The 13,425-nt window shown below is 54.0% G+C and carries 7 protein-coding genes and 1 pseudogene; 4 read left to right on the forward strand and 4 right to left on the reverse strand.

Going from position 1 to position 13,425, the window contains the following annotated elements:
• Nucleotides 1–204: 204 nt before the first annotated feature.
• A complete protein-coding gene (locus tag WKR14_RS05200) occupies nt 205–2,895 on the forward strand; it encodes an AAA family ATPase (RefSeq protein WP_058131653.1) in 2,691 nt (896 codons plus the stop codon).
• A gap of 67 nt (nt 2,896–2,962) precedes the next feature.
• Here WKR14_RS05200 and WKR14_RS05205 read toward each other — a convergent pair whose 3' ends face one another.
• From WKR14_RS05205 to WKR14_RS05220, 4 genes are read right to left on the reverse strand one after another with little or no spacing between them, the layout of a single operon-like run.
• A complete protein-coding gene (locus WKR14_RS05205; protein WP_023443007.1) occupies nt 2,963–3,427 on the reverse strand; it encodes a hypothetical protein in 465 nt (154 codons plus the stop codon).
• Complete coding sequence (locus WKR14_RS05210; protein ID WP_034039551.1) at nt 3,408–5,447, reverse strand: hypothetical protein; 2,040 nt, start codon at nt 5,445–5,447, stop codon at nt 3,408–3,410. Before WKR14_RS05210 ends, WKR14_RS05205 begins: the two co-directional genes overlap by 20 nt.
• Nucleotides 5,444–7,174, reverse strand: a complete 1,731-nt coding sequence (locus WKR14_RS05215; RefSeq protein ID WP_034039553.1) for a site-specific integrase — start codon at nt 7,172–7,174, stop codon at nt 5,444–5,446. The genes WKR14_RS05210 and WKR14_RS05215 overlap by 4 nt, the downstream gene beginning before the upstream one ends.
• Nucleotides 7,167–8,456, reverse strand: coding sequence for a site-specific integrase (locus WKR14_RS05220; protein ID WP_339087480.1), 1,290 nt, complete (start codon nt 8,454–8,456; stop codon nt 7,167–7,169). Before WKR14_RS05220 ends, WKR14_RS05215 begins: the two co-directional genes overlap by 8 nt.
• 575 nt (nt 8,457–9,031) lie before the next feature.
• Here WKR14_RS05220 and WKR14_RS05225 point away from each other — a divergent pair.
• From WKR14_RS05225 to WKR14_RS05240, 3 genes and pseudogenes are all read left to right on the forward strand, one after another.
• On the forward strand, nt 9,032–9,625 hold the full coding sequence (locus tag WKR14_RS05225) for a Tn3 family transposase (RefSeq protein ID WP_000107352.1): 594 nt from the start codon (nt 9,032–9,034) through the stop codon (nt 9,623–9,625).
• A 113-nt stretch (nt 9,626–9,738) separates the two neighbouring features.
• Complete coding sequence (locus WKR14_RS05230; RefSeq protein WP_000985631.1) at nt 9,739–12,717, forward strand: Tn3 family transposase; 2,979 nt, start codon at nt 9,739–9,741, stop codon at nt 12,715–12,717.
• 417 nt (nt 12,718–13,134) lie between these two features.
• Nucleotides 13,135–13,320: pseudogene (locus WKR14_RS05240) on the forward strand (IS91 family transposase); the annotation flags it as partial.
• Nucleotides 13,321–13,425: the final 105 nt, after the last annotated feature.

The raw sequence follows: 13,425 nt of genomic DNA on the forward strand, positions 1-13,425 counted from the left end.
CTTTCCGGTAGCGGACTTTAGAGCGGCTTGATACTGGCCAGCATGCAGAAATTCTGCCCGTGTAGCGTCACGACCGGACAAGCCACTAGGGTGGCGGTCAGGAAGGCAGGCAAACGGAACACGGCGAAGCACCTCGAAGGCGCTGGCCACTTGCCATCCAACTGGGCGCGGCCTTTAATCGGCGGATCTGGAAAGGAGACGGATATGCCATTGTTGGACGAGATTATTGGGTGGGCCGGCGGACTCAGACCCTGGCAGCAGGAAGCACTGCGCCGGATATTTGCCCGGGCCGAACTAACCCAAGATGACATCGAGACCATTCTGCGAATGGTTCGCGAGCAAGAACGGGAAGACGCAACCACGGGGGGAGCACGGCCATTCACGCTGGACGACGTACCAGGCGCCGGAAGTGGCGCAACCGTGCGGTTGGTGGGTGTCTCGGGGCTAGACCAGGTAAACGGCTTCCCGTCCGGTCGTGCCTTTGACCTCGCACCGGAGGGCATGACCATTTTCTTTGGTCATAACGGCGCCGGCAAATCCGGCTACGCCCGCGTCTTCAAGAATGCCTGCAACGCTCGGCATCGGGTGGAGGTCCTGCCCGACGCTTTTGGGGCGGCAACCCCAGCTAGACTGCCATCAGCAGATTTCGCCATTTTGGTGGATGGCACTCCGGAAACCGCACGTTGGGTCCAGAACGGGCCGGCCCATTTGCATTTGAGTTCGGTCTCGGTCTACGACGCGGCCTGTGCCAATGACTACATCGACGCGGAAGGGACCCCTGCATTTCAGCCCTACGGACTCACTCATCTGACGCGCCTGGTCCTACTTCAGCGTGATTTACAGGCACGGATTGGGACCGAACGCAATGCCTTGGCTCTGGATACCCGGCAATTCGAACCGCTGAAGGGTGACACCGAAGTCGGCCGCTACATCGCCAAATTAGGTGGGGACTCGGACCGCGCCGTGCTTGCTCGATTAGGGACGGTCGGTGACGATGAACTCCGGCGACTGGAGTTTCTGAAGCGGACATTACTGGAAAGCGATCCTGTGCCGCAGGCGCTGGCCTTGGAACGTTTGGCGACACGCTTGGACCAGGCGCAGCGTCGAGCCGAGGAAGTCCAGCGCTGGGTGAATGATCGTGCCATAGCACGGGCAAAGGAACTGATTACAACGGAAAAAACCGCGCATCTCGCCATGCAACTGGCGCAAGCGCGTCTTCAGGATCGAGACACACTGAACGCCATGGAGTTGCCGGTAACGTCCTCACCCACCGCCACGCTGCTGGAAGGCACAGGAGCTGAACTCTGGCAAACGATGTACCGAGCCGCTGAGGCTTTCTCTCAGCAGACGGCATACCCTGAACATCCCTTCCCGCACCTGGAACCGGACGCTTACTGCGTACTCTGCCAGCAACCTTATTCAACGGATGCCTCGGAGCGCATGCGGCGTTTCGCGGCATTTGTCGCCGACAGCGCCACGGCGGATGCGCAAGCCGCCACGCTTGCGCGCATGAACGCTCTAGGGAAGGTGCAGGCTGTCGATCTAAACGTTCTGGATGTGCCAACACGGGCTGACGTGGAGGAGCGACTGCCCGACCTACACGCTGCCATCACCGCAGCGGCATCGGTCTGGACCGCCCGGCATACTTGGGTTAGCCAAGCCCTGCAAACTGGAAACTGGTCCCCCGAGTCAGAACCGCTTCCTATCGAAGCAAACCTCGATAGTCTCTTCGCCGCCAAAGCTGCTTCGCTCCGAGTCGACGCCAATACCCTGCGGACCTCTGCCGATCCCGCTCTACGCTTGGCGCTGACCCAAGAACTGGCAGAGCTAGAAGCCCGACAACGCCTCGCCAACCAGCTTGGCGCGGTGGAGCGCTTTGTTCAGGACAGTCAGGTCCATGCCACATTGAGCCGCTGCCATGCCGCCCTCAACCCAGCGGCAGTGTCACGCAAACTGACGTCCCTGGCGGCGACGCATGTGACCGAGGCTCTGGCCGCTTCTATGAATGCTGAGTTGAAAGCCCTGGGCTATAAGCGACGGGTGCAACCCGACCTGAGCGGGCGCACAGAGCTGGGGGTGACCAAGGTCACGCTGCGCCTGCAGGAAATCACGGCGAAAGCCTCCAAGGTGCTGTCAGAGGGCGAGCAGCGCGCGTTGGGGATGGCTATGTTCCTCGCCGAGCTCGAATCCCTGCCACATACTTCGACCGTTATTTTCGACGATCCGTCTACGTCGCTGGATCACGTATATCGTCGGGCCATAGCTCGGCGTTTGGTAGCGCTGGCTGAGACCCGCCAAGTGCTGGTGTTCACCCATGATGCGGTGTTCCTGACCGAGCTCGCGATGGCGCTTCAGCGCGCTGATCGCTCGGCCAGCTACAAGACCATCGGTTGGGACGAGTCGCCGGGACTAGTGAGCGAGGGGCTGACGTGGACGACGATGGACACCAAGGCCCGCCTGGCCGATCTCGAAAGTCGTGCGAAAGCACTGAACGTTCCGGTCGGCAGCGACCCGGATGATGAGCTTGAGCGGCAAATCGCATCGGGATACTCAAGCCTCCGAGGCACTGTCGAGCGCGCCATACGCGAGGTTTTTTTGAACAATACCGTCCAGCCGTTCAGCGATGTGGTGAGCGTAGAAGCATTTGGTGCTGTCATTGGCCACCCCGCAGAGGAGTGGGAGCAGTTGCTGGCAGTGTATGCGCGGGCCTGCGAAGCTACCGAGGCCCACGACACCCCAGGCGAGCGCCAACTACCGCTTCCCGCGCGTGAGGAGTTGCTCGGCGATATCGCCCAGGTCCTGGAATTAATCAAAAACGCGACTAAACGCCGAACTGCCTACGAGAATCTACGCCGGGAGCGGACCGCGCAACGCAAGAAGCTCTTCGGCGGCTAGCCCGACGTTTCATGCCGGGCTGGTCGGGCATGGCTGTGTTTCTTTCGAATATTGCGAGCTCTCCGTTTCAAAGTTTTTTGTGGCCTCGCGGATCAAGAGGAAGCACATTGGAGGCCGGCAGTTGGCGCTCCAAGTCCGCAATACGGTCGTACAGCTCAAGAATGGTGGCGTCGGCCTCACTGAGTAGGCTGGCTAGGTGGTCACGCTGCTGCGTGATTTCCTCGATCCGTTCTCGAAGTCCACGATTTTTTCTGCGGGCTAATAAGCTGACTTGGCGCACTGATGGCGGACGTTGCTCAGCGTGTCCTTCCACGTACTTTTGGATCTCAGCGATCAGTAGGGGGAAACGAGCTTTTTTCAGTGCAGAGGGGTCGCTGCCGGCCTCCTTGGCAACGTTGTTCTGACTTACGGGCGTCCCCTTCGGCAGTCGTTCGGGCTTGTTGCTCTTCAGCCGCTCGAACGCTGCGCGATACTGCTCGCCGGCACTCATTCGCTTAGCCGGGTCAGCGGATTCATGTTTGCCGGATGACATGGCGATAATTCTCCACACTACGTTTCTGGGCTTCCAACGAAGTCCTTAGCGGACTGTCTACCTCGGCAGCGGCCAGGCGCTCATCCAATACCGCCTCCAACACTTCGACTTCGTCGAGTTGCTCGGGGTCATAGAGAACGTCCGCACATGGTTTGGTTTCTCCGGGGGAGTCGCCCCCTCCGCAGCGAGCGATATTGTCGATGCCCCCATAGGGACAGGGGGTACGGCTCGTGCAGATGCCCAGCAAAATCGGTCGATGAGTGACCGTCCCCTTCTTAGCCAGATTGATCGCTTTCTTAGCATCAGAGGCTGAGATTAGGCGGACAATCTCAGATTTTCGCTTCTCGCCGTGGGGGCTGACGAATCGGTTGCTCGTCAGCTGTTGCAGCTGCCTACCCAAAGTTTCGTACATGGTGCGGACGTAGTAGGTATGGGCCTTCTCTTCCAGCCGTACCCTGGAATGGTTTTGCCCGTAGTAGAGACTCATCGCTCTGGCGACGTGCTTTAGCTGAAACTGCAATGAAGCGTCGCTGACCAGCCCGGATGCCTGCATATTCACTGCGCCGGTTCGTCGGAGTTGATGCCAGGCCAACGGCCAGATTTTGCCGACCGCAAACTCGTCGGTCAGCGTCGGCGTCACCAACCGAGCCAATTCGAAATCTTCCGGCGTAATGCGCAATTGCTCACGGTCGAACAGCTTGTCGAACCACTGAAGCACATGGGCATAGCTCGGAATCGATGGCCGAATCGTGCGGTTGATCTTGGTGAACTTCGTTCCCCACGGTTCAAGGCAATAATCAAGCAGATAGCGCTTGGCCGGATCATCCGGCACCGAGGCCTCGCCGGGGGGAGAGTCGCATTCTGCGCGGAGGTCTGCGACCACACGCATGGCTTCAACTGCCACCTGAGCTGACGGGGACGTCACCCAAAGTGCCTCAGAATCCGACATCGTCTTGGTCGTTCGTCCGCACAATACATGGATGTCGCCAAACTGCGGATCACGTTCTATGTGCAAGCAATCGGCGCGCAGGTTCCAAGCCTCTTCGACTCGCATGAGGCTGAAGTTCAGCAGATAGCACAGTCCAGATCGACTCACGAGGTTGAGGTAGCGACTCAGAGTTTGAATGCGAATTTCGTCGTCGCTCACTCCCAGCCAGCGACGAAATAGTTCCACCATGCCAAACCGATGCGCGGTGTCGATGAATGGGCCGTAGTACTGCCGCCCAGTCCACTTTCCGTTTGATCCATCCGACGGCCACTGAAACGGATAGAACGATTGTGGCCTGCGTTGTCCTTGGAGACTGGCAGAGTTGTGCCGATAGGCAGCCAGACAGAAGCGGAAGCACTCCTCGACTTGGCCTCGATGCGCCAAAAAGTCATCCAGGCATTCGCGCAAGCGTGTGATTTGATAGTGCCAAATGCGGGGCGGGATATAGGGGGTCTGGAGCTTCTGGTGGTCGGGCATGGCCGCTGCGAGGCGTGCCAACCCTGCGCGATCCAACAAGGTGAACCCCAGCGCATCCCGCCGCTCGTACAGTTCGTGCAGCAATGCCAAGAACTCACCGGACCGGGAAGCCTGGAGCACCTCCGGGAGACGGTCGGCAACGCGCGGAAAATGACTCAGTTCGGATGCGAGAATGCCTTCTTGAGTGCACAAGACGAACAGCCGACGCATCTGGTCGAAGCGCGTTTTCAGGCCTCGGTATCCACGGGCTCCATTGGGGCCGTATAGCCACCAGCCGATTACGGTCCGCAATAAATCGGCGTTCGCAGGATCGATCGCGGCGACATATTTCTTAGCTGGGCCATCGCCGAAATTGAGAGTGAGCCGTTTTCCCGCCCATGGGTCGAGCCGCCAAATGGCATCGCCCCAACGGCTCACCACCTGGCCAGCGGCATCTATGATGACCGGCCAATCACGCTGCGGTGGCCAGCACGGCGGACGGTAGTTCGGCGCATCAGGAATCGCTAGGGGCGAGTCGATGCCGAGGCCAAGTTCGGAAAGAATATTTTTCGTCATGCTGATCTTTGTCGCAGTTCTGCCAATCGGATGAAGCCATCCCAGGCCGGGTGGTAGTCACCTTCACTTATGCGCGCTCTGGCTTCTTCGACCCAAAGCCTGCGGACCTCGCTACTTTCTTCGAAGAAGCGCAGTTTGGCCGTCAGCCGATCGATCACCAGCAGGGCCGGATGCTCTGTCGTCAGGTGCTTACCCGAACTGGATGGGCGGTAGCGTGCCAGTTCAAGCGATTTGAGGTGGCGCAAGCTACCGAGAGACCACACATGATCCTCACTTTCGATATCCCGGTGCTGGGTACAGAACAGGCAACCGGCAGCATTGATGCAGTCGGGTCGCGGACCATTCTTCGGCATCGTGCCCACTGGTTCAGGTGTGGCCGATACACATCTACCAGGAGCAGGAGGTGAAAGGGACGGATCGGTTTGCTGATGGAAGCGCGTAATTTCCACCATAGCGATCTGCGGATGGGGGTCGGCATATACGCGTATCAGCGTTTGCACCGTATGCTGGGCCAACTCCGCAACCTGTTGGGGATTCTGGGACTCCCGAAGCAACCAGTTGATGCGCGTCCCGCGCAGTTTTCGCGGTCTCACTATCGGTATGCCAAGCTCGCGGCAGATGCGCGTAACGTTCGTGAACTGCGTCGCCTCTTCTAGGATTCGTCCCCCGCTACGTATAAGCGGAAAGAGCAAACCATCCGGCTCATTGGGAAACCATTCGGAACGCCATTCGAGATAGCGCTCGAACCACTCTCGATAACTGGCAAAGATCTCGAATAGCACTTCTCCTTCCCGTCGATTTTTGTAGGTACGTACCTGGTAGCCGTCTATGTGGCTGGTGTAATGAAACTGCTCAACCCGCAGGGTATGTGCTTGCTGGAGGTTCAGACCGGTCTGGGCGATGAACATCAGCAATTCACTCTCGATCCGTAAATTGACGATGGGGAAACGGGTCCGCAGTGTCCGATCTGCATCGTGGGCGGCACGCGCCGCCAGGGATGCTTCGATTTGCGCTTGGTTTTGCGGCCTGGTACGGCGGGCCGCTACTTTCTCGGGGCTCTGCAATCCCGACCATAGTTCCAGCACTTGGCCGGTGCGTAACGAAATACAAACTGGGAGGGGGGCCATTGTCCCCCTCCAGGTCAATGCCTCGCATACGTCAGCTAGAAGGTGTCCGAATGCGAAGGTGTTTTGCAGATTCTGCTTGTCCGCTTTGCTCGTATGTACCTTGCCTTTGCCGCGCGGCTTGCGAATACGTGTGCTCTTGCTCAGGCTTGCTTGGCGGTCCAATGCTCGGTCCAGCATCGTCGCCGTGAGCCTGGTGAGATCGTACAGGGACCCATCGCTGAAATTGCGTTCGACTCGATGACGCTGGAGCAAGTGATCGGTCCAACGAATGAACGTGTCGGCCGCCGTCTCGAGACTGAGATTCACGTTTTCTGAATCGATCCAGGCAAAGAATCGGCGCAATGCACTGATCTTGTTCTGCACCGAGAAGCGACTTCCGCCACCAGCAAGGTCGTCAGTCATGTGCTCATGCAGCTGCGTCACCAGCTCGAAACGTTCCGGCAAGGGACTGCCGAGTTCGCCCTGCGCGATCTGGCGGCCCACATGCTTCACCTTTGCTGCTGCACCTCCGCGAAACAGCAGCGGCCGGAGGTCCCAGGGCGTTTCAGTGGCCCCATACTCAAGCATCGGGAAAGTGAGGTCGAATTCGGAACTATCCATCGTGCCGCGCCCCAGCGCCGATCCCGCTAAATGCCGCCATGAAGCTATTTGAGAGGGCTTGTTTGATCGGCAGTGCCTGTACGAATCGGATGTATTTGAAGGTGGTGGCTTCAGAGTTAGGCCCATGGAGCAACGCGTCGCTGACCGTCGCAATTACAATAGCGACATCGGCACAAGCCGATAGCGCCAGACGTGCCAATTCGGTACCGAAGGTGCAGCGCGACTGATGGAAGCGGAATTTACGGAGCACCTGTAGTTCTGCTTTGACGCCCCGTTTTCGAAACTCGGACATCTCAACATTCACAGCAGATGACTGATCGGTGCCGCGCCTGCCATAGGCGTTACCAAAGCGGGTCAAGAACAGCAAATCACGATTCTCGGGCGAGGCTTTCGCCTCTCGTTCCATCCTCCGCCAGCCTTTGGCATATCCCAGCAATTCATCACGCAACGCTTCGGGTATCCAGACCTGGCCAGTCACACCGAATTTCGTGTGCACTGGCGGAGCTGCGCCTGGACCAACTGCAAGGCGTAGAAGCCCTTCAGCGGAAGGGTCGGGGGCGGCGCGCTCCAGAGACTGAATCTTGAGATCACAGATGCTGCCGAGCCGCATCCCGGTAAAAAATCCAAGGGCCAACATGAGGTAGAGCTCGGGCGTGGCGTTCTCTGCGGCGAAATCCAGAATTGCATCGCGATCGGTCTCCGAGACTGGCAACAGCCCATCTTCAAGCGTTTGGCCTGGGCGCTTACGGTTCGGGATGCTGAGGTCGGTGGTGGTTCCGCTGATCGTTCGCTCGAACCCCACCCGGTCGAAGTATTTAACGACGTAGGGTTTTTCCCGCCACAGCTGGACGTGTGGAGAAAGAAGCTCCCTATGCCTTACCCACCGATAGAACATGATGCAATTGCGCATGTACTCAGACGCCGTGGATGGGCCGATCTGGCCGGCATCGCGCATCTTGATCAACGCCCCTCGGTATAGCACCAGGCAGCGGTCAGCTTTGCGAGCGGGAAACTCGAACCACTGCAAATCACGAGATTCAAGAAATTTAGCGTAATTGAGAAGGCCATTCATGTTACTGGCAACGGTCTTAAGAGAAGCGTCACCAGTCGTTGCTCGCTCCACTGCCCACAGGTTTGCCTCCCTCCAAGGTGCATAGTCTGCCCAAAAGATTTGGGGCAAGCCCTCAATGGATGGCCGGCTGCTACTGGGGGAGTATGCGACGGCGTTCTCTCTGCGCACGAGGTAATGGGGCACGAAATGAATGCGCTCTAGCGTCGCCATTCAACGCCCCTGGGACGCTTAACAATGTCCATAGATAGAACTCAATAGCTTAGGCGTCCGCACTATACAACTTACTCTTATCAATAGAGTAAACCTCTACTCGTGGTGCCATCTCCTCCAAAGTGCGCATCACTCGACTGCTTAAATCTGCATACAGCGCGTACAGTTGGCTAAGAATTCCCGCTAAAAATAGACGAGTAAGTGAGCAACCATTCTGCCGCATGGGTTGCTGGCGTCTAACACCAGAAAAATCACCCAGCCCAACCCGCTGTCTATTTTTTAAGGTGGGCATTCATCTACATGTCTAATTTTTTACCAATTTGATCGCTAAGATGTACTAATTTGATTACCGAGGGAGACTGACGGACTAATTACTTAGGGGCTTAATCGTACAATCTCCACTCGACACCACACAACTCACTTCTGGACATTTCTGAGTTGCATTTTAGCTAATTTAGAAAAACATGAATTAGATAAAGTATGGAAATTTCAAATCAATATGAGGCGGACATGAAGAAATTGAAAAAAGTAGCTTAACTGGGTTGGTCAATTTTGGTTGACCACGTCATGTTCCGGTGAGTACGCAAGTCATTGGCGCTAACGAATATGAAGGTCACTTTGCTTTTGACTTACTCTATAACAACTCTTCAGATATACAGCCTAATACCTTATCGACCGATACGCATGGTACCAATAATGTTAACTTCGCTATATTAGATTTCTTTGGTTACACATTCGCCCCTCGATACGCGAAAATGAAAAAGGTGTTTTTTGAGCTATTTGAAGTGACTGAAGAGAACGGAGGCCGTATTCAATTAAAGAAAGATATTAATCATAAGCTAATTGCTGAAGAATGGGACAATATTCAGCATATTGTTTGTTCATTGAGTCGTAAAACCACCACTCAAAGCACAATCATTAGAAAGTTGAGTAACGGCAAGAGCCGAAGATTGTCAGCATTGCATGAGTACGACCGTTTAATTAAATCTATTTATGTTTTGGAGTATGTTGATAATTCAACGTTGCGTCATTACGTCCAGCAAGCCTTGAACAGAGGTGAAGCATACCATCAGTTAAAACGTGCTATTACTTCAGTTAATGGCAATAAATTTCGTGGGGGGAATGATTACCAAGTATCACAATGGGGTTCTAGGGATTTTCCCCTCTAAAAAGACTTAATCCTCTGTAGACCACACCAATAAATGGCTGCGGAGGTGGGTTACTACTTATAAGTGTGGCAAATTAGGTAAATATCGTACATTTAATACGGAACAGCCCTGATATGGCCATCAAAAACGAAATTACTATTCTCACGAGAGCAGAACAGGCAGATCTTTATTCCCCACCCATTTTTTCAATCGAAGAACAACGTCTGTACTTTTCTCTGAACGATGCGGAATTGGCAGTTTTTCGGTCAATTCGTCTCAGAGCTCATAGATGTTACTTTGTCGCGATTTTGGGATACTTCAAATCAAAGCCCGTCATCCTAGATATCGCTTACTCGCAGGTTTCTAAGGATTTAATGTTCATCAGTAAAGAGCTGCTTGGCGGCAAGGGGCTCAGACCATTCACTCCCTCACAAAAACAAAAAGATCGACTCTACGCAAAAGTATTAGACCTTGCTGGTTATCACAAATGGGACGAAAGTCAGCACTTCAATTCTCTTTTCGACCACCTTGTTCAGGTGGGCAATGCCTGGCTGGAGCCGCGTTACCTCTTTGATACTGCTATTGAATTCCTAACCAGTCACAGCATTGCTATCCCTAGGTACACCGTACTCCAGAGACTGATAAGCAGAGCGATGCAGCAGGTCAGAAAAGACCTGGCGCACCAACTTAATCAACTCACCAGTCCTGAACTTCACGTCTTTCTGGACAGCATAACAGCCATTGATGACGGACTAAGCCTGAACCAGCTCAGAGGCGGTGCAAAAAGTCTGACCGTACCTGAACTTAAAAAAGAGCTTGCCCTTTATCATCAGTTAGCGCCATGGCGCACGCAAATCAATGGCGTTATCGATGGGCTTAATCTGTCTCTTAAAAATCGACAACACTTCGGTGAGCTCATCAACTATTACGGTAGTAAACTCAAACGATTCAAACGCGCACAGCAGCATCTATGGTTGCTATGTCACCTGACAGAGCGGATACAACTGGCACTGGAACGGTTAACTGATGGGTTCATTTACCATATCCGCAAGCAACAAGAAGCTGCCAACACCTTTGCACAACAAGCAGTGTTCCTGTCCTGGCAGTCAGCCGCGGACAATGTCACGAAAGCGGCAGAGTTACTGCATCTGTTTGTGGATGAGAACATTGATGATAATCAACCCTTCTCAGTAGTCAGACAACAGGCATTGAAGGTCATGAATGACAGGGATATCCAGACCCTCTGCCTTTACCTGAAAAAACAGAAACGGACCGTGGAAGAGTACCAGTGGCAACATTACGATGAACAATGCAATCTCCTGGAGCAACTGTTAAGGCAGGTGTTCTTGTGCCTTGAATGTGAGGCCGGTAAAGGCTCAGAAGCCGTCGTCGCCCAACTTCAACAGATGCAGACGGAAATCGCATTCGGTGGACCACTGAAGACGATGGATACGTCGCTCATCCCGAAAAAGCACCTCCCATGGTTGGTTAAACAGGATAACGTTAACCCGCAACGTTACGAATGGCTGCTCTACCGGCAGTTAACCTCACGACTGAATGGACGCATTTATTTGCCAAATGTTACCAAATACCGCGCACTGGAAGACGACCTGATCCCCCAGACATCGCAGGATACCTTGCTGGCCTCATCAACACTGGACAGACTAAAACAGCCCGCAGAGTTATTGTTACAGGAGAAACAACACCGGCTGGAAAGTGCACTCAAAGACGTTGCTCTCCATATTGATGAGGGAGACAATCGAAATGTGATCATGAAAAATCGTACCGGTACCCGCTGGCGTCTGCCGACCAAAAGCGCTACATCTCTGGTCAACAATCCCTTTTTTAAGCGAATGCAACCGGTCGGTATCGCGGATGTACTACGGTATGTAGAGCGCGAAACCGGGTTCATGAAATGTCTGACTCATGTACTTCCGATACAAAAACAAGGGTTCACTCATCAGGATGATTTACTGGCCATTCTGATTGCCAACGCCACTCACCGTGGTGTGTATGGCATGGCGCAGATCTCCGATCGAAGCTATGAACACCTGAGTACGGTGCAGGCCAACTATATCCGGCCTGAAACGCTGCATGACGCCAGCGACGTGATCAATAATGCGGTTGCAGCGCTACCCATCTTCCGCCACTACCATATTCAGGAGGACCAGCTGCATGCCAGTGCGGATGGTCAGAAATTCGAAACCCATCTGGAAACCTTTAAAACCCGGTACTCCTCTAAGTATTTCGGCACCAACAAAGGGATCACGGCCATGACACTGGTGGCCAACCACAGCGCCCTCAATGCTCGGATCATCGGTTCCAACGAGCACGAATCACACTATATTTATGACCTGTTACAATCCAACAGCAGTGAAATCAAACCTGACGTACTCTCGACAGATACACACGGTGTCAATCATGTTAACTTCGCCTTACTGGATCTATGCGGTTACAGTTTTGCACCGCGATACGCGCAGTTCAGTAGTGTCATCAATGATCTGTTTGATGTGACTGAAAGTGAACAAGGCAGCACCATACTGGCGCTAAAGAAGCCTATCAGAACGAATGTTATTACAACGGGATGGCAAGATATCAGGCGTATTGTTCTGTCACTTCAGACAAAGCGGACGACACAAGCAATGCTGGTAAGAAAGTTGTCTGGTTACCCTTCTGGACACCCAATATTACAGGCTCTGACGGAGTATAATCGACTGGTTAAAGCGCAATATTTACTTGACTACATCGACGATGCCAGTTTGCGGCAGTATGTGCAACGTGCCCTGAACCGGGGAGAAGCATGGCACTTCCTTAGACGAGCCATTGCGTCGGTGAATGGTGATCAGTTCCGTGGCAAAAACGAGTCTGAAATCGCTATCTGGAATGAATGCGCAAGATTGCTTGCCAACGCGATCATCTACTTCAACTCCGCGATACTGAGTCATCTTCTGGGACACTTTGAAGCGAGAGGAGATGAAGAGAAAGCGGGTATCACTCGTGCTGTTTCGCCCGTTGCGTGGCAAAATATCAACTTAAGCGGAACGTATAACTTCACTAATACTGGGAAATTGCCCAATATTGGCGAAATAACAAGGCCGATAGTGGATGATTAGGCTCCAAGCTGAAAGTAAACCACCTCCGCAGCCATTTATTGGTGTGGTCTACAGAGGATTATGTCTTTTTAGAGGGGAAAATCCCTAGAACCCCACCTTGAGACAGAACGCGCCTTGGTCAGAATCCCAGTCGCTGGGCGGGTTTGCGCCTACGCTCTTGACCCCCACGAGGTCTGGAAAGGGTACGACAACGCCAAAGAATACGCGGCCTTCGTGACCAAGACGCTGGTCAACAAGGACGGCGATATTAAGCGCCGGATCATGTCGATGTTTAGCCCAGAGGAACGCCCAGACGACAGGGAGTGACGGGCACTGGCTGGCAATGTCTAGCAACGGCAGGCATTTCGGCTGAGGGTAAAAGAACTTTCCGCTAAGCGATAGACTGTATGTAAACACAGTATTGCAAGGACGCGGAACATGCCTCATGTGGCGGCCAGGACGGCCAGCCGGGATCGGGATACTGGTCGTTACCAGAGCCACCGACCCGAGCAAACCCTTCTCTATCAGATCGTTGACGAGTATTACCCGGCATTCGCTGCGCTTATGGCAGAGCAGGGAAAGGAATTGCCGGGCTATGTGCAACGGGAATTTGAAAGGTGGTTGTAAATAATGTTACAATGTGTGAGAAGCAGTCTAAATTCTTCGTGAAATAGTGATTTTTGAAGCTAATAAAAAACACACGTGGAATTTAGGTTAGACTATAAATAG

Origin of the sequence: Shewanella chilikensis (assembly GCF_037953065.1) — a bacterium.
Lineage (GTDB): Bacteria > Pseudomonadota > Gammaproteobacteria > Enterobacterales > Shewanellaceae > Shewanella > Shewanella chilikensis.